This is a genomic window from Acinetobacter sp. ACNIH1, from assembly GCF_002934695.1.
Classification (GTDB): Bacteria; Pseudomonadota; Gammaproteobacteria; order Pseudomonadales; family Moraxellaceae; genus Acinetobacter; species Acinetobacter variabilis.
This window is the reverse complement of the sequence record NZ_CP026420.1, coordinates 48,449-70,657: the sequence shown is the minus strand read 5'-3', so window position 1 is coordinate 70,657 and position 22,209 is coordinate 48,449. Positions and strand designations below refer to the sequence as shown.

Below are 22,209 nucleotides of genomic sequence, written 5' to 3'. Positions count from 1 at the left end.
ATACTTTTTGCCGAATGAAAATCATTGCTCTACGGAATAAGTAGTGAAATTATTTGGTTAAGCATGTAGCTGCTGCTTGAATAATTTCAGATAGAAGCTCTTTCTTAGGTCCAGATGGATCACCAATGATTCCTGCAATATTTTCGCTATCCAGTATCCAAGAATTTTTTGAAATAAATGATACTTGTGGTTTTCCAAGACGGCTATTAAATGTAAGTGACATATTGTAGGTATGGTGATTTCCACCATACCTTGTGCAAAACACTGTTTTAGTTTGACGAATTGCCTTTTCCAATCTAAGCCCATACCTTCAACAATAGTTTGCATGAGGGTGTAGGGTTGCCCTTTATGCTCAACAACATATAATTCAGCATTATGGAAAGGTACTGCGATTTGGGTTAGACTTCTCATGGTTTCGATTCCTTTGGTTAGGGTTGAACGTGGGCAGATTGGTTACTTTGGCGAGTGCAATCTGCTTTTTTGTTGTCTGGATTTTCTAAAAGACCTTCATGCTGAAGGATCAATTTTAAATAGTGGTTGAATTGACCGCGATATGTGCGGTTTTCGCGTTTTGCAGCAGCCTTGACAATATCTGCTAATTCGTCATCATAAGAACATGTGTACATGATAACTCCTTTCATAACTTCAAGATAGTAATTGATAATTTATGATAGGTTTTGATAGCTGTCAAGGATTTTTTATGGTTGCTGATTTCTCTGAGCGTTTAAGGTTTTTTCGATCACAGCGAGGGCTATCTCAACAAGAATTGGCTAATGCAGTTGGTATTTCAAGAAAACAAATTTCTGATTATGAAGTTGGTACCGCAAAACCACGTCAAGCTACATATATGAAAATCTTAAAAGCGCTTGATATAAGTGATCAGATTTTCAGTAAAAGTGATCTTTGTTCTCTTGATATAAATGATTTAGATGGCGATCAGGTTATATCTTTTAGCAATAATGATGGAGATAAAATTATGCTCTCTAAATCATTTTGCACTAAAAATCATTTAAATGAAGTAGATATACTAAGCGTTTTTAAGATTAAGGGGGATGCAATGCAGGAAACCCTTTTTAATGATGATTTAGTTTTAGTTGATACATCAGATAAATACTTTATATCGGGATTAATTTATTTAATATATTTCTATGGTGAAAGAATGGTTGTTCGTTTACACCGTAGTGCTAATGGGTTGATTGAAATAACTAAAGACAATTCAGCTTATCCTGATAACACGGTGAACGAGTCAGAAATAATAGTTTTAGGTAAAGTAGTATACAGGCAAGGGTTGATCTAAATAATAGTTATCAAGTATGAGGGCAAGAGTATTGCCTAATACATTCAGACAGTTTGAAATGATCCTGAGTTGTATCTAAAACATCCTATTGAGCTTTAAAAAAAGAGATGACATTTTACTAGGTGTCATCCCTTTCTTCATCCCCATTAGTATATTCAAATAGATCTTGCATATTACAATCAAAATATTTACACAAAGTATCAGCAACCGAAAGTTCAATTCGTATTGCCCGGTCATAGTAAAGACTCGTTAGCGTATTGCGATTAATACTGGTCGCCTGAGCTACCTCACTTAACTTTAAAATTTTTCGTTCACCCATTAAAGCTGACAATCTACATCTAATCATAGCAACCTTCAAATCAGAATAATAACCTACAGTAAGTTAATTTAACTTGATAAATAATTTTTAGAATGATAACTTAACCTATAGAAGGTTATTTTGTTTCATAGTGAGACAAGTTAACCTTTCTAAATATCATTATATAATTTCTATGCGAGTTCAGCTATGAATAACTATTTTTCTCCAAAATTCTTTGTTTCAGAAGAAGCCCGCTCAACTGCTGTTGCTCTAATCAAAGAGTTTAATATTGACCGTACATTTGATTTAGCTTTATTCCTGAATGTTAATCCTAACTTAAATGACCAAGATGCGACTTTAGCCTGGGTGAATTATTTTGAAAAAAATCAACATGATCTGAGTGACTTCAATCATGTTAGACGCCACTTTATGAAAAATTTTCCTAAAATTATGTTTGCAAATTTCAGTGAATAAAATAATCAAAGGGAGATATCAAATATCTCCCTTAATTTTTTATAGCAATCCCTCTTATGGTAATCTCAACAAAAAGTAAAATTCAATTTAATTGGTTGTCAAAATATGGAATCATTTATAAAAGCAGGCCATATTGAGCCTTCAGTCATTGTTTTTGACGTATTTGGCACACTTGTGAAGATAGGGGAAAGACGTTCCCCATATAGAAAATTAATGAAATGGCTAAAAGAAAATGGGCGACAACCAAAACCTGATGATGCCAAATTTATTATGTCCCACAATTTAAATTTGGCAGAGCTTGTAAAGCGATTAGCAGTAAATATTCCAGACCAATTTCTGAAAGAACTTGAGCATGATTTAGATGAAGAGTTACGCTCTATTAGACTGTATGAAGATACCTTATCAACTTTGGAAGAATTAAAAAAATTGGGATTCAGATTAGCATTATGCTCAAATTTAGCTATGCCATATGGAAAAGTTGTTTCTTCATTTTTACCTTCTCTTGATGCTTATGCTTGGAGTTATGGGGTTGGAGCAATTAAACCAGAGTCACAAATTTATCAATATTTAATTGATAAATTACAATGTCATGCCAAAGACATTTTGTTTATTGGAGATACACTTTTAGCTGATTACAGTGGTCCAAATGAATTTGGTATGTCAGCACGTTTAATTGATCGTAAGAATGGTCAAAAGCTGGCAGATGTTTTAAACGACATACTTTAACAACTCGTGGACGTCCCCCTAATAGTGAATACTCACAGCTCTCCTCATCTTTTCATTTTTTTAAATTCTGCAATTCGTTCATCAAGCTCCAGAACCCATGCTGGTTTTATATGTGGCACATCTGGACGCTCAACACCTTGATGGTCAAAAAACTTATACACCATTGCCGCCAACTTGATAAACGCCTGTTCAAACGTATCTGCCCAGACATCTAAACGATAATCATGATAATGCTCTTGGTATAATTTACCACTATCTTCTACTTTATTGAGATGTGAGCCAGTCTCTAAATAAATCACTAATTTCCCATCATCTTCATCATTATATGCACCGTGATAAATATTTTGGCAATGCCCCCATGTATTCCAGTGCCATGATGGTACATCGCCAATAACCGTCCAAAAAGCTGGGTGTGTATCAATAAAATGATAGGCAGTTAAAAAGTCCGTTGGATTTGCGAGATATGCTTGCTCATTTTCAAAGGCAGTCTGTAAAGCAGATTGTAAATGCTCAAATTTATTTTGATCGGTGTAGGAAAACAAACTACTAGAAAGATGCTCAGAGGTTTTAAAAAATAGGCAACCATTCTCTTTATCCTCACCAAAATATTGATAAACCTCTGGTAGAATCTGTAAATCTGTATGTTTGACATGATGGATCTGGTGTTGTACGTCTTTTAAGCTTTCGTGAATTGCTTCCATACGATCAGGGTAAGTGACAACAAGTTTCGTATCTCGCAGTGATAAAATTGCTGGTTCAGTCATTTGGGGTAACTGTTCTAATAACCAGTCTGGTAATTGTTTTAATTCAGTCGATTGCATTTTTAGTTATCCTATTTCTTAACAATTTCAACTTGTTACATACGTGACACAACATAATTTGTGCAAGTTGAGTATAAGTTAGTCCATAGGAGTATATTGTCACACAATGGTTTCGACAAGCATCCGACTAAGCTCACGCCGAAGTCTCAGCCAACAGTTTCCTGAGCTTATTGAAGGAAAAATATTCCCCGTTTATTTTATATGACTCACTTATAAGTTTATTTTATTCGTTAAATTTGCCACGTCTAAGATAACAACATGACAACTCAATCATGAAGAATGCTCAGAAAGTTCATATAAGAAATCAGAAACACGTAATGCCAATAATTCTTGATCATCCTGTGATTCAACAATATCAACCATCAGGTCATCGAGCCCTGTATGACCTTGTATGGATACACCTTGAATTTCCAAAAAGGTCAACATCGTTGCAAGCTCAGTACGCTTATTTCCATTTACAAAAGCATGTCCTTTCGCTATCGCAATACCATACCAAGCCGCTATCTCAAATAAATCATGCACATGATTATAATACATTTGCTGATCTATACGGCTTAATACCCCTTCAAGCTTATCGTAGTGACAGCCCTCACGCCCTACACTCGTTTCCTTTAAAATTTCATCATGAACAGCAACAACAAAAGTTGAGGTAATTAAACTCATTTGTAAGCCAACTCAAGAAGTTCATCTTTATGCTGATGAATGACACGTTTAGCACTATGCATCACAATACGCTTGGTCGCCTCATCATTGCTGAATTGCATAGAGAGTACTTGACTCGCTATCATTGGACGAGCCTTTCGGTCTTCAACTTTAAAGTCTTTCAAACGCTTCGCCATATTACACCTCACACGATTATCTTAATATCCATAATATAACATACAGGACAACCGCAAACTTCGCCTATGTTTCAACCCTATTTTACAATGATCCTATATAGGGTTGCCTCGTTCCATCGCTGTACGGTGGAATGCCAAACCGTTTCAGAGTGACCGTTACTTTGATTTTCACCTCAAGGAAAGCGAGTGGCGGTGGAAGAAAGAGCCTGATGAACTTGCCAAAGAACTATGGAAGCTCATCAGTAAGTATTAATCCCTGATAGTTTAGAGACAAAATTATAAAAATATGTGTAAGTTCAATCACTAAAATTAGTTTCGTTTCTTTAGTTTTTCTATATAAGCCTCACATTGAGCAGGCGAACCAAGATGATATTTTAAAATGCTATCCGCTCTAGCTGTCAGATACTCAATACTTTGAATTTCACGCTGCTGAGCAAAGACTTGAATCGCAGGATGTAACTGTTTTGAATAACTCGCGTCATTACTGAAATATTTTAACGCCTTAGTTTCAGCAAAATAAATTGCAGCAAACAATCGTCCATCTTTAAAAATAATAGCCGATGAAGCATCTAAACTAGATGCAGACCTACCTTCATAATACAAAGCTTCGTCTGTTTTCAATAAATAAGGAGCTGAATAATGTTCAAAATTAGCTTGGAATTTTGGGTAATCATGTTTTAACAATGCTTGAAGTTCTGTTTGGATTTTTTGATTCAAAGCAATTTGAGGAATTGATGAAATATCTGAATGTTGAATTAAGTCTAATTCTTGTGCATGGCTAAATGAGGAGAGTATCAAAAGAAAGCTGAAGTAATATCTATGCTTCATAGTTGGCTTATTATTTGTGATCTACTTTATGATGTCCATATCGACTAACTTATGGATTGTTCATTTTATATGGACACTTATGGAGTATCAATAAGGGTAAAACCCTTTTGTACTGTATTCATAACATTCTCCACAAATGTTTTTTGTTTATGTATAAGCCTAAAGAAAAAGCTCATTTAGCTTAATTTTATATTTAGCACTAAGTGTGCCAAGTTTTATTATAATAAAATTGAAAGAAAAAACAGCACTTTAAAAAAATATTTTTATTTTTGTAACCATTATGTTTTCTTTTGTGTAACTAACTGACAAAAATTGTCAATTAGTTGACTAAAATCACCCCAATATAATCGGTTTATTGCCCAATTCATTCTTTAAATCATCCATTTTCCGATCATAGTACTGATCTAACACCTCTCCAATCTGCTTCACCCCTTCAATTACACCTTCTTTAAACTTCTGCTGGACTAAATACTGGATAATATTTTGGCAAATTTCATCCCAGACTTGCTGGGTCGTTGCATTCTTAATTCCCCGATCAATCACAATTTCAACCTTGTGCTCGCACAGATTCAAATAGAGTAATACCCCACTATTATATTCAGTATCCCAAACCCCAAGTTCAGCAAAGAGTTGGCGGGCACGACACAGCGTATCTTGGTAATAAGCAGAACGAGAAGGTAAAGATCCTTCAATCACCACCTGAATTTCTCCCACATGCCCATGCTCTGCTTCTTCTACAGCTAATGCAATCGCGTGCTGGTCTTGCTTAGAGAAAAACCGCTTGGTTGCAGGCATATAAAAGAAGTGCTTAAGCCAGCGCTTAAAACTTGGTTGAGCATGTTCTTCCAGCTTAGGCTGCGTGACAATATCTGTTGTACCTGTAGTTGTTACCATGAGCCTGATGCTCCTCCCCCACCAAAACCACCGCCGCCTCCACCGAAGCCGCCGCCTCCAAAACCACCACGCCCACTACCACCGCCACGGCTTCCACCTGCCATAAAGGCATGCAGGATCAACTGAGCAAGTGAGGTCACGAGTAAAAAGAAAACTCCAGCACCAATTAATAGGCTAGCGACCAATCCCATACCATTGACTAACCCGGCTGCGGTACCCGCTACTGCAGCAGTGGCCGCACTCAACTTCCTGCCAAAGATCATGGAACCAATGACACCAGCGACGATAATAAAAATAACTGAACCAAAAGTCGCTTGAGATGCTTGCTGTGCTTTATAAGCCTGTTCCTGACGTTCTTTAAGCTCAGCCGCTGCTTGAGCTGCAATCTCAGGATCAAGATTTAGAATACGCTCGATTTCTGCCAGCCCAGCATCTATCCCTTGCGCATACTGCCCCTGCTTAAACAAAGGTGTAATTTTGTTATTAATAATTCGTCCAGCCACAATATCTGGCAAAACACCTTCTAACCCATATCCAGTTAAAATCTGGATACGATGGTCATTTACCGCAATGGTCATTAACAAACCATTATCATGTTCTTTTGATCCCAGTTGCCAGCGATCTGCCACACGCATGGAATAGTCAAAAATATCTTCCTGGCCCGTGGTAGAGACAATTACTACGCCAATCTGAGCCTTACCCGCCTGATAAAGATTGATAATTCTTTGACTAAGTTGCTGTTTTTCTGCTGCTGTCAATAAATTTGCCTGATCAATGACTGGCTCATTCATGCTGGGCAAGTCGCGCTGAACCTGACCTTCTGCCATATCATTGACAATTTGTGGCTGCGGTGCTGTATCTGCAGATTCTACATTTTGATCCGTAGGATTCGTTTTAGGCTGCAAAATTTCACGTGCAACAATGACTTCTTCTGTATCAGTTGCCGTTGCTGTTTCACTCCAGGCAGGATTCATCAGGCTCATAATGAGACTGAGAAATATACTTGTACAAAGTTTTACAGCGCTCGTATGCATCATTGCAGCCACCTTATTAGCAGATTACCCAAGATCAAGCTTAGTCAAATGAAACCTTAGGTGCCTGTTGCGCACTCTGCTCTGCACTAAAGTTTGGCTTGGTATCCATTCCAATGACTTTGGCCGTCATCACCTGCGGGAACTGACGTGCATAAGAGTTAAAATCTTGTACAGTGGTAATATAGCGGTTACGTGCTACCGCAATACGGTTTTCAGTACCCTCAAGTTGTATCTGCAAATCACGAAACTGCTCATTGGCTTTCAAATCAGGATAATTCTCGGTTACGGCCAATAAACGCGATAAGGCACTGGTCATTTGTGCTTGAGCTTCCTGATAACGCTGGAATAGTTCAGGATCTTCCAGCACTTCACGATCAACTTTTAAGCCTGCCACATTGGCACGTGCCTGAGTCACTTCAGTTAACACCTGCTCTTCATGCGCTGCATAGCCTTTGACGACATTGACCAGATTCGGCACCAAGTCGGCACGACGCTGATACTGGTTTTGCACTTCAGACCATGCTGCAGTCACAGCCTCATCCTTAACTTGTAAGGTGTTATAGCCACAGCCACTCAGGGTTAAGGTACTGGCCAGCATCAAAGCTATGAGAGATTGTTTTAATACACGCATGATGTCTCGTCCTCAATTCTTTATTGATATTTATTTAATAAATTTGATTTTAAACATATTTTTCTCATTTTTTGTTAATTTTTATAATTTTTTACTTATACCGTTTTTATTCCTTCTGTTCTGCTTCAGAGCTACGAATTAATATTGGATATATTGATAAGTTTAAATCCATATTTATTATAACTACTTAGAACTAAGCTGACTGAATGAGTAAAATGCAGAAAAATAAAAAACCCGCTGTAGCGGGTTTTTTAAATAGAGGATTAAATTAGATTAAACATCAAGATAATCCAGAATACCTTCTGCAGCCTGACGACCTTCCCAGATCGCAGTCACGACCAAGTCAGAACCACGGACCATGTCACCACCGGCAAAGATTTTTGGATTTGAAGTCTGGAATTTGTATTGCTGCTGCTCGGCTGCAAGTACGCGACCTGAACCATCCAGATTGATTTCTACATCAGTAAACCAGTCTGCTGGGCTGGTACGGAAACCAAATGCCAGCAATACTGCATCTGCAGGCAGAATTTCTTCTGAACCTGGAATTGGTTCTGGACTACGGCGGCCACGGCTGTCTGGTTCACCCAGTTGAGTCGTTACTACTTTGACGCCAGTCACTTTACCATTTTCACCCACGATTTCGATAGGTTGACGGTTAAACTGGAATTCCACACCTTCTTCACGTGCATTTTTTACTTCACGACGTGAACCTGGCATGTTCGCTTCATCACGACGATAAGCACAAACCACTGACTCAGCACCTTGACGGATTGAAGTACGGTTACAGTCCATCGCGGTATCACCGCCACCCAGAACAATCACTTTCTTGCCTTCAACGCTGATGTATTCTGATGGATCTTTTTCCCAGCCCTGGCAACGGTTCACGTTAGCAATCAGGAAATCTAGTGCATCATATACGCCATCCAGATCTTCACCAGCAAAGCCACCTTTCATATAAGTGTATGTTCCCATACCCATAAAGACAGCATCATAGTCAGCGAGTAACTGGTCGATAGTAACATCGGTACCAATTTCAGTATTCAGACGGAATTCAACACCCATACCCGTGAAGATTTCACGACGGCGTTTCATCACGTCTTTTTCCATCTTGAATTCTGGAATACCGAAAGTCAGCAGACCACCAATTTCAGGACGTTTATCAAATACAACAGGTTTTACACCATTACGCACCAGAATGTCGGCACAGCCTAGACCGGCAGGACCCGCCCCAATGATGGCAACTTTCTTGTCAGTCCATTTCACATGAGACATATCTGGACGCCAGCCTAAAGCGAAAGCGGTGTCATTGATATATTTTTCAGCATTACCAATCGTCACTGCGCCAAAACCATCATTTAAGGTACAAGCACCTTCACACAGACGGTCTTGAGGACAAACACGACCACACACTTCTGGCAAAGTATTGGTCTGGTGACACAGTTCTGCTGCCTGGAAAATACGGCCTTCTGCAAGTAACTTCAACCAGTTTGGAATGTAGTTATGAACTGGACATTTCCATTCACAGTACGGGTTACCACAACCTAGACAACGATGTGACTGATTTGCAGCCACTTCTGTTGTGAAAGGTTTATAAATTTCCACAAATTCTGCTTTGCGGACGTCAATCTCTTTTTTCTCTGGATCTTGGCGTGCGACATCCAGGAATTGAAAGTCATTATTTAGGCGCTCTGCCATCTCTCTCTCCGTGGGTAGACCTAAGGCTTTATTCGCATTACCTTAGGTCTGCCTATATCTGCAGTAGTGGAATTATTGTGGATCAGCTTGAGTTGTTTTCAACAAGGTCAATAAGTTAGCTGCTTTTGGTTTTACCAGCCAGAACTTACGACTATAGAAATCAAACTCATGGCGGATCTTGTACGCCCAAGCACTACCTGTTTCTGCAATATGTTCATCTAAAATGCGAAGCAAGAAGGTCTGATGTTCTTCCATCGCTTCAGTTGAGATACGGTTCAGTTCAATCAACTCATGGTTGTAATGATCTACGAAATCATTGTCCAGGTCCAATACATAAGCAAAACCGCCGGTCATACCTGCACCGAAGTTATGGCCCACTTTACCCAAGACTGTCACGATACCGCCAGTCATGTATTCACAGCAGTGATCGCCTGCACCCTCAATCACGGCGAAAGCACCTGAGTTACGAACTGCAAAACGCTCACCTGCAGTACCCGCAGCAAACAATTTACCACCAGTCGCACCATACAGACAGGTATTACCAATGATCGCAGTATTTTGAGTCTGGAATGGCGAACCTTTCGGTGGGAAGATCGAGATACGGCCACCTGCCATACCTTTACCCACGTAGTCGTTCGCATCACCTTCCAGTTTGAGATGCAGACCACCGGCATTCCAAACACCGAGTGACTGACCCGCTGTACCAGTCAGATTTACTTTAACCGGATGTGCTTCCATACTCAGGTTGCCATAACGTTTGGCAATTTCACCTGACAGACGTGCACCAATTGAACGGTCACAGTTACCTACGGTAAAGCTGTATTCACCGCCTGTACCTGCTTCGATTGCTGGCAGAATTTCCTCTACCATTTTCTCAGCCAAAATACCTTTATCGAATGGTTCATTACCCTGTACTTCACAGTACTGTGCTTTACCTTCTGCTGCTGGATGTGACTCTAGCAGTTTACTCAGGTCAAGGTGAGCATGCTTGTCAGTTTCACCTGGCAGGATTTCCAACAAGTCGGTACGACCGATCAGGTCTTTCAGGCTAGATACACCCAATGCAGCCAACCATTCACGAGTTTCTTCAGCAATAAAAGTGAAGAAGTTGATCAGCATTTGTGGTTCGCCAATGTAGTGCTCTTGACGCAGATGATCCTGCTGAGTCGCAACACCGGTTGCACAGTTATTCAGGTGGCAAATACGCAGGTATTTACAACCCAATGCGATCATTGGCGTCGAACCAAAACCGAAGCTTTCTGCACCCAGAATTGCTGCTTTCACAACGTCCAAACCGGTTTTTAAACCACCATCGGTTTGTACGCGGACTTTACCACGCAGGTCATTTACGCGAAGGGCTTGATGCGCTTCACTTAGACCAAGTTCCCAAGGCGAACCTGCATGGTGAATAGAGGAAAGTGGAGAAGCCGCTGTACCGCCGTCATAACCAGAAATGGTAATGAAGTCAGCATAGGCTTTCGCTACACCTGCCGCAATCGTACCGACACCTGGTTCAGAAACAAGCTTAACTGACACCATCGCCTGCGGATTGACCTGTTTCAAGTCAAAGATTAACTGAGATAAATCTTCGATTGAATAGATATCATGGTGTGGTGGTGGCGAAATCAGGGTCACGCCTGGAACTGAATAACGTAAACGGGCAATCAAGCCATTCACTTTACCACCAGGTAACTGACCACCTTCACCCGGTTTCGCGCCTTGAGCCACTTTAATCTGCAACACTTCTGCTGAAGTTAAGTACGCTGGGGTTACACCAAAACGACCAGATGCAATCTGTTTGATTTTTGAGTTACGAATCGTGCCATAACGCGCTGGATCTTCACCACCCTCACCAGAGTTAGAACGACCACCAATGGTGTTCATAGCAATCGCAATCGCTTCATGCGCTTCAGGAGATAGTGCACCCAAAGACATACCCGCAGAGTCAAAACGAGGCAGGATATCTTCTACAGACTCAACCTGATCCACTGGAATTGAGTTATCAGTTTTCAGCTTGAATAAGTCACGGATGGTTGCAATCGGACGATTGTTTACCAGCTCTGCATATTCTTTAAAGTCAGCATAATTACCAGAACGTACTGCTTTATGTAGGGAGTTAATCACATCCGGGTTAAACGCATGGTATTCTTTGCCGAAGACGAATTTCAGCATACCACCCTGATCGATTGGCTTACGGTTTTTCCAGGCCAAATCTGCCAGTTGTTTCTGGTCATTCTCAAGGTCAGCAAAAGTTGCACCCTGAATACGGCTCGGAACACCTACGAAGCATTTGTCCACAACTTCATTGGATAAACCGACTGCTTCAAACAGCTGACCGCCACGGTAAGAAGCCACAGTTGAAATACCCATCTTAGACAGGACTTTCAGCAAGCCTTTTTCAATACCCTTACGGAAATTATTTTGTGCATATACTGGATCACCCAGCAATTCACCTTTAGCCACCAGATCATTGATCACGTCATATGCTAAGTATGGATAAATTGCTGTCGCACCAAAGCCAAGCAAAACGGCAAATTGATGTGGATCACGTGCAAAACCGGTTTCAACAATCAGGTTCGCATCAGTACGCAGACCAGTATTGATCAGATGATGGTGTACTGCACCAGTAACCATCACAGCATTGGCTGGCAAGAAACCTTCACGGATTTTCTTGTCTGAAAGTACCAATAAAGTTTTGCCGTCACGAATCGCTTGCGCTGATTCTTCGCAAATACGAGCAATCGCAGCTTCTAGGCCTTCGGTTTCAGCATAGTTCAGATCAATATCAGCAATCTCATAACCTGTACGGCCTAACGTGCGGATTTGATGCATTTTTGAATTAGACAGAACCGGACTTGAAATAATCAGACGGTCTGCATGTTCTGGACCCTGTTCGAAAACATTTTGTTCACGACCTAAACAGGTTTCCAGTGACATTACAATCGATTCACGTAATGGATCGATTGGCGGATTCGTTACCTGTGCGAACTGCTGACGGAAATAGTCTGATACATGACGTACCTGACGTGACAGAACCGCCATCGGGGTATCATCACCCATAGAACCCACAGCTTCCTGACCGCTTTCAGCGATTGGACGCAGCAACTGGTCACGTTCTTCGAAAGTTACCATGAACATTTTCTGTGCCGCTTTCAGGTTGTCACCTTTCAAGCCACGCTCACATAGATATTCTTCCAGCTCAGGGCTACCTTGTAGACGTACAGCATTTTCACGTAACCATTCACGGTACGGACGCATACGTTTCAGGTGATTATTCACATCCTGAGTATCTAATACTTTACCGGTATAAGTATCGATCACCAGCATTTGACCTGGACCCACACGACCTTTAGAAATGACATCTTCAGGTTCATAGCCCCATACACCGATTTCTGAAGCCAGTGTAATGTAGCCATTTTTAGTGATGACCCAACGTGCCGGACGCAAGCCGTTACGATCCAGCATACAGATCGCATGACGACCGTCTTGGATAACTAAACCAGCAGGGCCATCCCATGCTTCCATATGTTTAGAGTTGAACTCATAGAACGCACGTAAATCAGCATCAAGCGTTTCAACGTTTTGCCAAGCAGGTGGAACCAGCATACGTAGCGCACGGAACAGATCCATACCACCACCCACTAGAATTTCCAGCATGTTATCCAGACTAGATGAATCTGAACCAGTACGGTTTACGATTGGATTCAGCTCAGTCAGACCTGGCAGTAACGGGTTTTCAAATTTAGGTGTACGCGCCATTGCCCAGTTACGGTTAGCCGTAATAGTGTTGATCTCACCATTGTGGGCAAGGTAACGGAATGGCTGAGCCAATGGCCAGCGTGGCAATGTATTGGTAGAGAAACGTTGGTGGAAGACCACGATATGTGATGCCAGACGCTCATCAGCCAGGTCAGTATAGAAGTCAGCAATAGCTGCTGGCATCATCAGACCTTTATAGCTGATTACAGTTGAGCATAAGGTCGTCACATAGAAGTATGGATCACTGGTTAACTGCTGTTCAGCACGACGACGCGCAAGGAACAATTTGCGGTTGAATTCAACTTCAGTCACACCGATTGGGCAGTTCACGATGACCTGCTCAAAAGCTGGCAGAGACTGCATCGCAATCTCACCAAGCGCATCATTATTCGTCGGTACAACACGCCATGCGATAACGCGACAGCCTTCTTCTTCAATTTCTTTCGTCAGGACTTGTTTTGCATGTGCGGCTAATGCTGGATCCAGATTCAGGAATACTGTACCCACAGCAAAAATCTCACTTAAGGTAATGTCACTTAAGCGTTTGGCCTCTTCACGGAAGAATTCTTTAGGCATTGCCAGCAATAGACCACAACCATCACCGGTCTTGCCATCAGCAGCAATACCGCCACGGTGGGTCATACAACTTAGACTATGAATTGCGGTCTTGACCAGATCATGACTGGCATCACCCTGCATATGGGCGATCAAACCGAAACCACAGTTATCTTTAAACTCATCCGGTTGGTATAAACCTTGAGCGGGAGCTACATTATTAGGCGATGGCATGTGCATAGCGTACCCTTCTTTTCACTAAGCCCGATAGGCTATTAAACAATCAAAATTCTGCTGTGCGTGACTGTCTGATTTACTCCGCAAGCTAAGCAACTTTATAGAGCAAAATATCATTGAGTATCTTTTCAACATAATCCTTTTTCAGACGGAATGCATGAAAAATAACATTCATTTTGCTGATGGATAAGATAAAAATAAGCAACAAAGATGACAATTACGCCTATTCATCGAATCATTTTCGCGCCAAAACAGGGAGATTAATTCAATTCATGCACCAATAAAGCAAATTTCATGCCAACTTAAGGAGCAAAAATCAAAACAATACAAATGACAAAGATTTAGCCTACAAAAGGAAAATTATAATTATTTATGGTGCGTATTTTTTGCACCAAAAGCGCACATTTATAATAAAGATAAAGTGTCTGTGCGCTATTTTAGACCGGCCTAGTTAAATGGATCACTAATCTCATTTTCTTGAGGTCGAGAATTGCCATTTGATGAGCGCGGACTTCCTTCGACATGACTTTGAGATTTCTGTACATCCACTACATTACCTTCCTGGTCACGTCGAACAATCGTGGTACTCGTGGTGCTTTCTTTAGGGATGACCACAGGCGCTGAAGGTTCTGCTTTCTGTCTTATCTGTACGGATTCATCGACTTTCGGCAAAGGTACATTTTTCAACTGAATTTCATAAAGTTTTTGATTACTTGCCAATTCTTCCGAACCCATACTGTTGACTAGACTGGCATATTGTTGCATGGCCACAACTTTAGGCTGGACGGATTTAGGCAGATTCAGATTGAGCGCTGATAAAGCCTGTTGAGCTTCTGCTGCGGTTTTATAAAGCCCATATAACAATACATATTGTTCAGGCTGGTTCTCACCCGAAAGCCTTAAATAAACAAAAGGTTTACGATCCTGCTGCTTTTTCAGGAAGGTTTTTAGAATGGCTTCATTACCTACACGAAATAGCTCAATCGCATGCTGTTTCTTTACTTCACCAATATATTTGGTTCCACGGAATTCAGGCTCATGACTAACATTGACAACAATTCGAGTATTGAGATCAAGAGGCTTAACCTCATCAGAAAGTGCACCAAGATGGGTCATCGAAGCTACTTTTTCTGGTTGAATCTGTAATTCAACTTCCGTTTCCGGCTTCTTCTCTACTTCTACAACTTCATCTGTATCAGTGATAGCCCAAAAAACCAAGGCAGCAAATAGACAGCATACGCCACAGACCAGCCAGAAATAATGCTGAATCTTTTGCCAAGGGGTACGTAATGCTGTCATAAAAATTTAAACCTATGCCTGATGAGCTAAAATCGCCTGTTGCATCAACTCGACATCAAAGTCTCGAGTAATGACCGCCTTTCCAAGTTGCTGCAATAATACAAGACGAAGCTGCCCATTTAAAACTTTCTTGTCGTGAGCCATATAAGTCAGGAAATCGTCAAGTGGGATTTTAGGACAAACAATAGGTAATTGCGCACGAGAAATGATTTTTTTTGTACGTTCAAGGTCTTCTAACGAAATCCAACCCATGCGATGGGATAAATCTGCTGCCATCACCATACCGGTAGCTACAGCTTCTCCGTGCAGCCATTCACCATAGCCCAGATAAGACTCAATCGCATGACCAAATGTATGACCGAGATTAAGTAAAGCACGCTCACCCTGCTCTTTTTCATCATTCGCTACAATACGTGCTTTATGCGCACATGAACGATAAACCGCTTCGGCCAGCAATTGCTCATCACGGGCAATAAGACCTTCCATATTGGCTTCTAGCCAGACCAGAAACTCTTCATCACCGAGCAAGGCATATTTAATCACTTCAGCCAAACCTGCCGACAGTTCACGATCTGGTAAAGTTGACAGCTGTGACATATCTGCCAGCACCACTTGTGGCTGCTGGAAAGCACCGATCATATTTTTACCCAGTGGATGATTAATGCCGGTTTTACCCCCCACACTGGAATCCACTTGAGAAAGTAACGTTGTTGGCACCTGAATAAAATATACTCCGCGCTGGAAACAGGCAGAAGCAAAACCGGCCATATCTCCAATAACACCGCCACCGAGTGCCAGTACTGTACAGTCTCGGTTAAAACCTGCCTCAAGCAATGCATCAAAAATTAGGTTTAGATGTTCAATATCTTTGTATTTCTCACCATCCGGCAAAATACAGGTCGCCACAGTTTTACCCAAATTTTCCAATGCAGCCTTATAGCGATCCAGATAGAGTGGTGCCACCGTCTCATTACTGACAACCATCACCTGCTTGCCATGAATATAGGGCTCAAGCAATTCCTGAGGATTCAAGTTACTGCCAATAAAAATAGGGTAACGACGTTCACCGAGTTCGACATATAAGGTTTTCATGAGGGGATAACCACTTTTTCAACTGAACTTATTTTTTTGGAAGGATGAGATTCAGAATACGCTGCGCCAAATCTCGTGCAGCTCCCTGATTGGTCTCAATGATGTAATGTGCGACTTCCCGATAGAGAGGATCACGTACTAAAAGCAGATCTCTAAGTTTCTGTTCAGGATTTTCGACTTGTAACAAGGGACGGTTTTTGTCGCGATAGGTTCGCTGAAGCTGAATTTCAACTGGAGTATAAAGATAAACAACGATGCCTCGCTGCTTTAAATAATCCCGATTAGGAGCCTGAGTAATTGCACCACCACCAGTCGCAAGTACTAGCTGTGGACGTGAAGTTAATTCATCAATTACAACAGTTTCACGATGGCGAAAACCCTTTTCACCCTCTTTTTCGAAGATCCAGGGAATCGTAGCCCCTGTTTTCCGCTCAATTTCATGATCGCTGTCCAGAAATTCTCGTCCTAACAGTTCTGCTAAATGTCGTCCTACTGTTGTTTTACCGGCCCCCATCGGCCCTACCAAATAGATATTTGGCAGGGTTTCAAACTCTTTGCTTGGCAAGGAGTCACCTATTCATTTTGTTAAATTCAAAATATATTAATGATTTCTTGAAACACTGTCATTAACAATTCGAGGTGTAACAAAAATCAGTAACTCACGTTTGTTATCTGATTTAACATCTTTACGGAATAAACGACCTAGATAAGGTAGATCACCCAAGAAAGGAACTTTAGTTTGTGCATTTCGAGTTTCTTGCTCAAAAATACCACCGAGTACTACTGTTTCACCATTATCAACCAGTACATTAGTATTGATCTGATTTTTATTAATAGTTAACTGTCCAGTGGGTGTAGGATTTCCTGGTGAGTCACTGGTAATATTCAACTCCATCTGCACTTTGCCATCTGGCGTAATACTTGGTGTAACGTCCAGACTTAAAGTTGCATCAATAAATGCTGTCGTTGAAACAGCATTCACCCCCCCGCCTTCTGCAGACTGATATGGAATTTGTGAACCAGAAGCAACGGTTGCTTTTTGCTTGTCAGCAGTGAGCACTTTTGGCGTAGAAATTACTTCACCATAACCGTCTGCTTGAAGCGCAGAAAGTTCAAGATCTAGCATAAAATCCGAAAGGCTAATTAAACCAAAGGCGATGCGACTTGCTCCCTGGCTAGTAACCCCTAAGTCTACATTCAGGTTATCTGGACGCTGAATATCATAGGTAAATCCACCTAACTCATTTACTTCTGGCTCTCGGAGATCCCAAAGAGTCGTATCACTACCACCAACAAGAAGGTGATTATTATTGGTAATCCCTTGAGATAGGATTCCCCATTTCACCCCCATTTCTTTGGTAAAGTCAGTCGTTGCACGAACGATACGCGCCTCAACCATCACCTGTTTCACTTGCACATCAAGTAGATCAACCATATTACGAATTTTATCAATGAAAGGCTGGGTATCATTCACAATAATGGTATTGGTACGAGCATCAATAGAGATAGAGCCACGTGAACTTAATAAACTTTCTTTATCGTCGTTATTAGTACTATTACTTGAATTGCCTGATCCTGATGCACTTTTATTTTGAGTAATCAGTTTTTCAATATCTGCTGCTTTTGCATAACTGAGCTGCATATATTCAGTTTGAATCGGTGCAAGTGCAACGCTTTGTTTTAAAGCCTTAGCTTCTTCTTCTTCGGCCTTAATTAGTTCTGCCACTGGTGCAATCCAGATCACATTACCATTACGGCGTTTATCCAGATTTTTGGTTTTTAACACGATATCTAAAGCCTGATCCCAAGGTACTTCCTTGAGGCGTAAGGTAATATTACCCTGTACGCTATCTGCAGCAACCATATTGATATCAGTAAAATCGGCTAATAACTGTAGAACTCGACGAACTTCAATATCCTGAAAATCTAGAGAAATCTTCTTGCCTGTATAAGCAACTGATTTTGGACGTAAAGGTCCTTTAACTTCTGGACGCTTCAAACTGATGGTCAGTTTATTGTCTGTTTGAAAAGCCATATATTCATAGCTTTCCGCAGATTGAATAGTAATCACACCTGAGCCATTCTGATTGACTGCATCTACGGTTGAAACGGGCGTGGAAAAATCATTCACATTTAGACGTCGGGTCAAATGTGCCGGAATCTTGGAGCCCAAAGTCCGTACAATTACTTTGGTTCCTTGCTGCTGAACATCGATTGGTGTGTTCTGACCTGCCAGATCAATTACCACCAGCCCTTCACCTTGTGCACCCCGCTGAAAACCAATATTGGTAATCCCTTGAGCAACCTGCTGCTGTACTGGCTGAGCAATAGCGACTGGAGTAGAAGAATTAATTTTTAAAATAAAGGTATTGCCTTCTACACGCGTCGTAAATGCACCTGCATTAGCGAGATTCACCGTTAGTCGAGAACGTTGTGCATCAGAACTAATATCTACTGAACTAGCTTCAGCAGTTGCGACTGGAATACTAGACTGTTTTAGATTTTGTTGGGCCTCATTAAAATCCAGAATCAGGCGTGATGGAGATTCAAACTGATAAGCTTGAGGCTGAGGTGGCAAGCCATTAAACATCACCCGGATTTCAGTTCCCTGTCCAGGAATTTGCATTGGTACCACATTGGTCATTGAAACTTGCGCACTCGCTGCTTGCATCACAGCAATCGCGACAGCCCCCATAGAAAACTGACGAAACACATGATTCATTGTATTAGCATCCCCAAAAATAAATTCTTTAATACTCTTATTCATTTTTATTCCTTAAAACTTATGGCGCTGGCCCAATCAAAACCAGACTTCGTGGACGTTCCACATATCCCTCACGGCCATCTGGAATAATCTCAATCAAGTCAATCTGTGTCGGCGTAATTCTCGTTACACGACCATGATTAAGTCCCATATAGCTGCCACGTTGTATCCGTTCAATTTCCCCATCAGGCGTTTGAATTAGAGCCAGAATCTGCCCCGCCTGATTCCGCATACTGCCCTTCATACTTAAGGTTTCGAGTGGATAGCTTTCTAAAGGCTGTAATTGGCGTGACAAGTTCGGATAAACCCGCTTACCCGCCATAATTTTCAATTCAGCTGCTAAAGAGCTTGGTAGGAAAGGACTTTTCAGCTGATGAGCTGCGTAATTAAACATTTCTGTCGGAATAAAATCCGGCGCCGGTTCAATTGGTAATGGTGGTTGATTACGAATATTGGCCATTTCCTGATTGACTGCATCAATTCTTGATTCGCAGCCCACCAATAAAAATCCGAGTGTTAAAGCTGAAGTAATTTTAATGATATTCATTACTGAGCTCCCTGCGTATCAGTTGTAGCTGAAGTAGATGAAGCATCTGCATTGCCTACATAACGGTAGGTTTTCGCTTTCACTACATAATCAATAACAGGAATTTCAGATTTCTTTTCTTTATTTTCAGTTCCTGTAATGGTGAAGTCATGCAGTGTAACGATGCGCGAAAGCCCCGCGATACTACTTACAAAAGAACCAAAGGCGTGATAATCCCCAGTGGCTTCAATCGCGATCGGCTGCTCAATAAAGAATTCCTGCTTGATTTCAGGTTCCAGACGAATATTCTTGAATTTCAGTCCAGAGTTCACCCCACTCAGGTTAATATCTTCAACCAGGCCAGGAATTTCAGTTTCTTTCGGCAATTGTTCCAATTGCTGATTAAAACGTGCTTCCATCTCCTGCAACTGAATCTGATACTGCTGTAAATTACGCAGCTTGGATTCCTTTTCCCGGAATTCATTTAACAGGTTTTGTTCTTGAGCACTGGCTTGTGAAATTGCTTCTATCTTGCCGCGAATAAATCCGAAATACCCCAGCATAAAAACCAGAATAACAATAAAGATCCAGCAGGTAATCTTGACTGATAATGGCCAGCTGCCATAATTATTTGGATCTAGTGTATTGAATTGTTGAAAGAATTTCTCAACTGTCATTTTTTTTCTAGGAACAGCCACTACGTCTTGGCTTAATTCATCGAATTCGTCATTACTCATGATGATGCCTCCGCTGTAGTTGTGGCTGGTGTTTGTCCTTCTTTAAGTGTTGGCTCAGCGATTTGATCCAGATCAACCGTGACCGTAAAGCTGCCATAAGATTCTTCCACTCGAGGAATCACTGATGATGGCGCTTTATCTTTTGGTTCTTCAGCAACCAGGAAAGCATTCATAAATGCATTACGATACCAGGTAGAAGCCTCCAGATTACGTAGCAATTCAGCCACTGTATTCGGACTTTCTGCCTTACCTTCAATAGTGAATTTATCGCCGGTACGCTGAAATTTGGTAATGTACATATTGCTTGGTGTGACCCGTACAATTTCATCAATCAGGTGGACTGCGATCGGTCGTTGAGTCTGTAAACCCTGAATCAGCTTCATACGTTCAACAATTGCATTACGCTGGTCTTGTAAGCCATCCAATGCTTTCAGCTGTACATCCAGATTCTGGTTAGTACTGACCACCAGCTGGTTGGCCTGTTCCTGATCCTGAAGTTTTTGATCATAGTAGAACCAGGTTGAACCTGCTGCTGCCAATCCTAGAAAAAGTGCCCCTGCGCAAATCGCTACAAATTCATTATTTCTTTTAATTCTTAGCTCATCGCGCCAAGGGAGTAAGTTAATCTTTGCCATTAATCAAAACTCCTCAATGCCAAACCACATGCAACCATGAGTGAGGACGCGTCATTTTCAATTTTTTTAATATCAATTTGAGGAGAAAAGCCCATTTGCAGGAATGGATTGGCAATCGTGACCCGGTAGCCGAGTTTTTGCTGTAATAGTTTTGCCAGACCTGGAATATTGGCATTTCCCCCTGCCAATAAAATATGGTCAATCTCGTTAAACTGAGATGAAGAGAAGAAGAACTGTAATGAACGGGCTGCTTGTTGGACTACAGCATCCAAGAAAGGTTCCAGCACTTCGATGTCATAGTCATCCGGTAAGGCACGGGTTTTTTTAGCACGACCTGCTTCCTCAAAAGACAATCCATAACGGTTCTGGATTTCCTGAGTCAGCTGTTTGCCACCAAAAACCTGCTCACGGGTATAAATGATCTTGTTATTCTGCATGACGGATAAGGTCGTCATACTATGACCAATATCCAGGATCCCGACAGTATTTACCCCCATCGGTAAGGTATCCGAAAACACCTTGAATGCATTTTCTAATGCAAAACTTTCGACATCTGCAATTTTTGGATTGAGATTGGCAATTTGCAGTACTTTAGAACGCGCTTCGACATTTTCGATTCGAGTCGCTACCAACAGGACATTGACCCGGTTCGGATTGGTTAAACGGTCTGGCAGGACTTCAAAGTCCAGACTGGCTTCATCAAGTGGGAAAGGAATATATTGTTCGGCATCTTCACGAATCTGAATTTCACGTTCATCATCCGACATATCGGCATCCATTTCGATGATCTTGGTGATGACCATAGAAGTTGGAATCGCAAAGGCTGACTGACTGGACTGGGTATTGGCCAAATTAATCGCACGCCCCAACGCATCACCCACCGCTTCTGGATTTAAAATATTTTTTTCAACGACACTACTTTCTGGTAGTGGAACCAAAGCATAACTTTCTACCCAGTACCGACCGTTCTTTACAGAGAGCTCTAAAACTTTAACAGAAGTCGAACTAATATCGACTCCTATTAACCCCTTATTTGGCTTACGATATAACCTACGCACAATACAATTC

At 41.3% G+C, this 22,209-nt stretch carries 23 protein-coding genes and 1 pseudogene; 4 read left to right on the top strand and 20 right to left on the bottom strand.

Annotated features, from left to right (window positions below):
• Positions 1–57: 57 nt before the first annotated feature.
• Together C3F22_RS18820 and C3F22_RS00355 are read right to left on the bottom strand one after the other, a co-directional pair.
• Positions 58–411, bottom strand: a complete 354-nt coding sequence (locus C3F22_RS18820) for a phage antirepressor N-terminal domain-containing protein (protein ID WP_104425631.1) — start codon at positions 409–411, stop codon at positions 58–60.
• Between the two features lie 17 nt (positions 412–428).
• Positions 429–626, bottom strand: a complete 198-nt coding sequence (locus C3F22_RS00355; RefSeq protein WP_104425630.1) for a hypothetical protein — start codon at positions 624–626, stop codon at positions 429–431.
• Positions 627–700: 74 nt separating this feature from the next.
• On the opposite strand from C3F22_RS00355, the gene C3F22_RS00350 reads away from it, so the two are divergent.
• Positions 701–1,297, top strand: a complete 597-nt coding sequence (locus tag C3F22_RS00350; RefSeq protein WP_004994334.1) for a LexA family transcriptional regulator — start codon at positions 701–703, stop codon at positions 1,295–1,297.
• 118 nt (positions 1,298–1,415) lie between these two features.
• Here the strand turns inward: C3F22_RS00350 and C3F22_RS00345 are convergent, their stop codons facing one another.
• Complete coding sequence (locus C3F22_RS00345; RefSeq protein ID WP_004994336.1) at positions 1,416–1,643, bottom strand: helix-turn-helix domain-containing protein; 228 nt, start codon at positions 1,641–1,643, stop codon at positions 1,416–1,418.
• 159 nt (positions 1,644–1,802) lie between these two features.
• Here C3F22_RS00345 and C3F22_RS00340 point away from each other — a divergent pair, with 159 nt between their 5' ends.
• Both C3F22_RS00340 and C3F22_RS00335 read left to right on the top strand, forming a co-directional pair.
• The gene (locus C3F22_RS00340; protein ID WP_104425628.1) at positions 1,803–2,069 is read left to right on the top strand and encodes a hypothetical protein; all 267 of its coding nucleotides are present in this window, start codon (positions 1,803–1,805) and stop codon (positions 2,067–2,069) included.
• Between the two features lie 105 nt (positions 2,070–2,174).
• On the top strand, positions 2,175–2,795 hold the full coding sequence (locus C3F22_RS00335) for an HAD family hydrolase (RefSeq protein ID WP_104425627.1): 621 nt from the start codon (positions 2,175–2,177) through the stop codon (positions 2,793–2,795).
• A 44-nt stretch (positions 2,796–2,839) separates the two neighbouring features.
• On the opposite strand, the gene C3F22_RS00330 is transcribed toward C3F22_RS00335, so the two are convergent.
• The 3 genes from C3F22_RS00330 to C3F22_RS00320 all read right to left on the bottom strand — a co-directional run bounded on the left by C3F22_RS00330 (position 2,840) and on the right by C3F22_RS00320 (position 4,455).
• On the bottom strand, positions 2,840–3,616 hold the full coding sequence (locus C3F22_RS00330) for a hypothetical protein (RefSeq protein WP_104425626.1): 777 nt from the start codon (positions 3,614–3,616) through the stop codon (positions 2,840–2,842).
• 270 nt (positions 3,617–3,886) lie between these two features.
• The gene (locus C3F22_RS00325; protein WP_104425625.1) at positions 3,887–4,279 is read right to left on the bottom strand and encodes a type II toxin-antitoxin system death-on-curing family toxin; all 393 of its coding nucleotides are present in this window, start codon (positions 4,277–4,279) and stop codon (positions 3,887–3,889) included.
• Complete coding sequence (locus C3F22_RS00320; protein ID WP_104425624.1) at positions 4,276–4,455, bottom strand: hypothetical protein; 180 nt, start codon at positions 4,453–4,455, stop codon at positions 4,276–4,278. The genes C3F22_RS00325 and C3F22_RS00320 overlap by 4 nt, the downstream gene beginning before the upstream one ends.
• A gap of 148 nt (positions 4,456–4,603) precedes the next feature.
• On the opposite strand from C3F22_RS00320, the pseudogene C3F22_RS00315 reads away from it, so the two are divergent.
• A pseudogene (locus C3F22_RS00315) lies at positions 4,604–4,708 on the top strand (IS1595 family transposase); the annotation flags it as partial.
• Between the two features lie 56 nt (positions 4,709–4,764).
• Here the strand turns inward: C3F22_RS00315 and C3F22_RS00310 are convergent.
• The 14 genes from C3F22_RS00310 to C3F22_RS00245 all read right to left on the bottom strand — a co-directional run bounded on the left by C3F22_RS00310 (position 4,765) and on the right by C3F22_RS00245 (position 22,199).
• Positions 4,765–5,283, bottom strand: a complete 519-nt coding sequence (locus C3F22_RS00310; protein ID WP_104425623.1) for a hypothetical protein — start codon at positions 5,281–5,283, stop codon at positions 4,765–4,767.
• A gap of 333 nt (positions 5,284–5,616) precedes the next feature.
• On the bottom strand, positions 5,617–6,177 hold the full coding sequence (locus C3F22_RS00305) for a TPM domain-containing protein (protein ID WP_104425622.1): 561 nt from the start codon (positions 6,175–6,177) through the stop codon (positions 5,617–5,619).
• Positions 6,171–7,160 (bottom strand): TPM domain-containing protein, encoded by a 990-nt coding sequence (locus C3F22_RS00300; protein WP_228203593.1) that lies wholly within the window; start codon positions 7,158–7,160, stop codon positions 6,171–6,173. The genes C3F22_RS00305 and C3F22_RS00300 overlap by 7 nt, the downstream gene beginning before the upstream one ends.
• Positions 7,161–7,251: 91 nt before the next feature.
• Complete coding sequence (locus C3F22_RS00295; protein WP_104425620.1) at positions 7,252–7,842, bottom strand: LemA family protein; 591 nt, start codon at positions 7,840–7,842, stop codon at positions 7,252–7,254.
• A gap of 273 nt (positions 7,843–8,115) precedes the next feature.
• The gene (locus tag C3F22_RS00290; RefSeq protein WP_104425619.1) at positions 8,116–9,537 is read right to left on the bottom strand and encodes an FAD-dependent oxidoreductase; all 1,422 of its coding nucleotides are present in this window, start codon (positions 9,535–9,537) and stop codon (positions 8,116–8,118) included.
• Positions 9,538–9,609: 72 nt separating this feature from the next.
• A complete protein-coding gene (gene gltB / locus C3F22_RS00285; protein WP_171284735.1) occupies positions 9,610–14,085 on the bottom strand; it encodes a glutamate synthase large subunit in 4,476 nt (1,491 codons plus the stop codon).
• A 450-nt stretch (positions 14,086–14,535) separates the two neighbouring features.
• Entirely contained in the window at positions 14,536–15,387 is an 852-nt protein-coding gene (locus C3F22_RS00280; protein WP_104425617.1) for a hypothetical protein, read from the bottom strand.
• A gap of 12 nt (positions 15,388–15,399) precedes the next feature.
• Positions 15,400–16,479, bottom strand: coding sequence for a 3-dehydroquinate synthase (gene aroB, locus C3F22_RS00275; RefSeq protein ID WP_104425616.1), 1,080 nt, complete (start codon positions 16,477–16,479; stop codon positions 15,400–15,402).
• Between the two features lie 28 nt (positions 16,480–16,507).
• A complete protein-coding gene (aroK, locus tag C3F22_RS00270; RefSeq protein ID WP_104425615.1) occupies positions 16,508–17,044 on the bottom strand; it encodes a shikimate kinase AroK in 537 nt (178 codons plus the stop codon).
• Positions 17,045–17,080: 36 nt separating this feature from the next.
• Positions 17,081–19,246 (bottom strand): type IV pilus secretin PilQ, encoded by a 2,166-nt coding sequence (locus tag C3F22_RS00265; protein WP_104425614.1) that lies wholly within the window; start codon positions 19,244–19,246, stop codon positions 17,081–17,083.
• A gap of 16 nt (positions 19,247–19,262) precedes the next feature.
• Positions 19,263–19,790: a pilus assembly protein PilP gene (locus C3F22_RS00260; protein ID WP_034169727.1), complete on the bottom strand. Its 528-nt coding sequence runs from the start codon at positions 19,788–19,790 to the stop codon at positions 19,263–19,265.
• Positions 19,790–20,506: a type 4a pilus biogenesis protein PilO gene (locus C3F22_RS00255; protein WP_104425613.1), complete on the bottom strand. Its 717-nt coding sequence runs from the start codon at positions 20,504–20,506 to the stop codon at positions 19,790–19,792. Before C3F22_RS00255 ends, C3F22_RS00260 begins: the two co-directional genes overlap by 1 nt.
• A complete protein-coding gene (locus C3F22_RS00250; protein ID WP_005233586.1) occupies positions 20,503–21,141 on the bottom strand; it encodes a PilN domain-containing protein in 639 nt (212 codons plus the stop codon). Before C3F22_RS00250 ends, C3F22_RS00255 begins: the two co-directional genes overlap by 4 nt.
• Positions 21,141–22,199 carry a pilus assembly protein PilM gene (locus tag C3F22_RS00245; RefSeq protein WP_104425612.1) on the bottom strand — a complete coding sequence of 353 codons (1,059 nt, stop codon included), beginning with the start codon at positions 22,197–22,199 and terminating at the stop codon, positions 21,141–21,143. The genes C3F22_RS00250 and C3F22_RS00245 overlap by 1 nt, the downstream gene beginning before the upstream one ends.
• Positions 22,200–22,209: the final 10 nt, after the last annotated feature.

Coding starts and splice junctions, on each gene's coding strand:
- C3F22_RS00355 (WP_104425630.1), bottom strand. CDS start 626: ATGTACACATGTTCTTATGATGACGAATTAGCAGATATTGTCAAGGCT.
- C3F22_RS00265 (WP_104425614.1), bottom strand. CDS start 19,246: ATGAATAAGAGTATTAAAGAATTTATTTTTGGGGATGCTAATACAATG.
- C3F22_RS00250 (WP_005233586.1), bottom strand. CDS start 21,141: ATGGCAAAGATTAACTTACTCCCTTGGCGCGATGAGCTAAGAATTAAA.
- C3F22_RS18820 (WP_104425631.1), bottom strand. CDS start 411: ATGAGAAGTCTAACCCAAATCGCAGTACCTTTCCATAATGCTGAATTA.
- C3F22_RS00335 (WP_104425627.1), top strand. CDS start 2,175: ATGGAATCATTTATAAAAGCAGGCCATATTGAGCCTTCAGTCATTGTT.
- C3F22_RS00340 (WP_104425628.1), top strand. CDS start 1,803: ATGAATAACTATTTTTCTCCAAAATTCTTTGTTTCAGAAGAAGCCCGC.
- C3F22_RS00305 (WP_104425622.1), bottom strand. CDS start 6,177: ATGGTAACAACTACAGGTACAACAGATATTGTCACGCAGCCTAAGCTG.
- C3F22_RS00300 (WP_228203593.1), bottom strand. CDS start 7,160: ATGAGCCTGATGAATCCTGCCTGGAGTGAAACAGCAACGGCAACTGAT.
- C3F22_RS00345 (WP_004994336.1), bottom strand. CDS start 1,643: ATGATTAGATGTAGATTGTCAGCTTTAATGGGTGAACGAAAAATTTTA.
- C3F22_RS00320 (WP_104425624.1), bottom strand. CDS start 4,455: ATGGCGAAGCGTTTGAAAGACTTTAAAGTTGAAGACCGAAAGGCTCGT.
- aroB (WP_104425616.1), bottom strand. CDS start 16,479: ATGAAAACCTTATATGTCGAACTCGGTGAACGTCGTTACCCTATTTTT.
- gltB (WP_171284735.1), bottom strand. CDS start 14,085: ATGCCATCGCCTAATAATGTAGCTCCCGCTCAAGGTTTATACCAACCG.
- C3F22_RS00255 (WP_104425613.1), bottom strand. CDS start 20,506: ATGAGTAATGACGAATTCGATGAATTAAGCCAAGACGTAGTGGCTGTT.
- C3F22_RS00260 (WP_034169727.1), bottom strand. CDS start 19,790: ATGAATATCATTAAAATTACTTCAGCTTTAACACTCGGATTTTTATTG.
- C3F22_RS00280 (WP_104425617.1), bottom strand. CDS start 15,387: ATGACAGCATTACGTACCCCTTGGCAAAAGATTCAGCATTATTTCTGG.
- C3F22_RS00290 (WP_104425619.1), bottom strand. CDS start 9,537: ATGGCAGAGCGCCTAAATAATGACTTTCAATTCCTGGATGTCGCACGC.
- C3F22_RS00350 (WP_004994334.1), top strand. CDS start 701: ATGGTTGCTGATTTCTCTGAGCGTTTAAGGTTTTTTCGATCACAGCGA.
- C3F22_RS00295 (WP_104425620.1), bottom strand. CDS start 7,842: ATGCGTGTATTAAAACAATCTCTCATAGCTTTGATGCTGGCCAGTACC.
- C3F22_RS00330 (WP_104425626.1), bottom strand. CDS start 3,616: ATGCAATCGACTGAATTAAAACAATTACCAGACTGGTTATTAGAACAG.
- C3F22_RS00310 (WP_104425623.1), bottom strand. CDS start 5,283: ATGAAGCATAGATATTACTTCAGCTTTCTTTTGATACTCTCCTCATTT.
- C3F22_RS00325 (WP_104425625.1), bottom strand. CDS start 4,279: ATGAGTTTAATTACCTCAACTTTTGTTGTTGCTGTTCATGATGAAATT.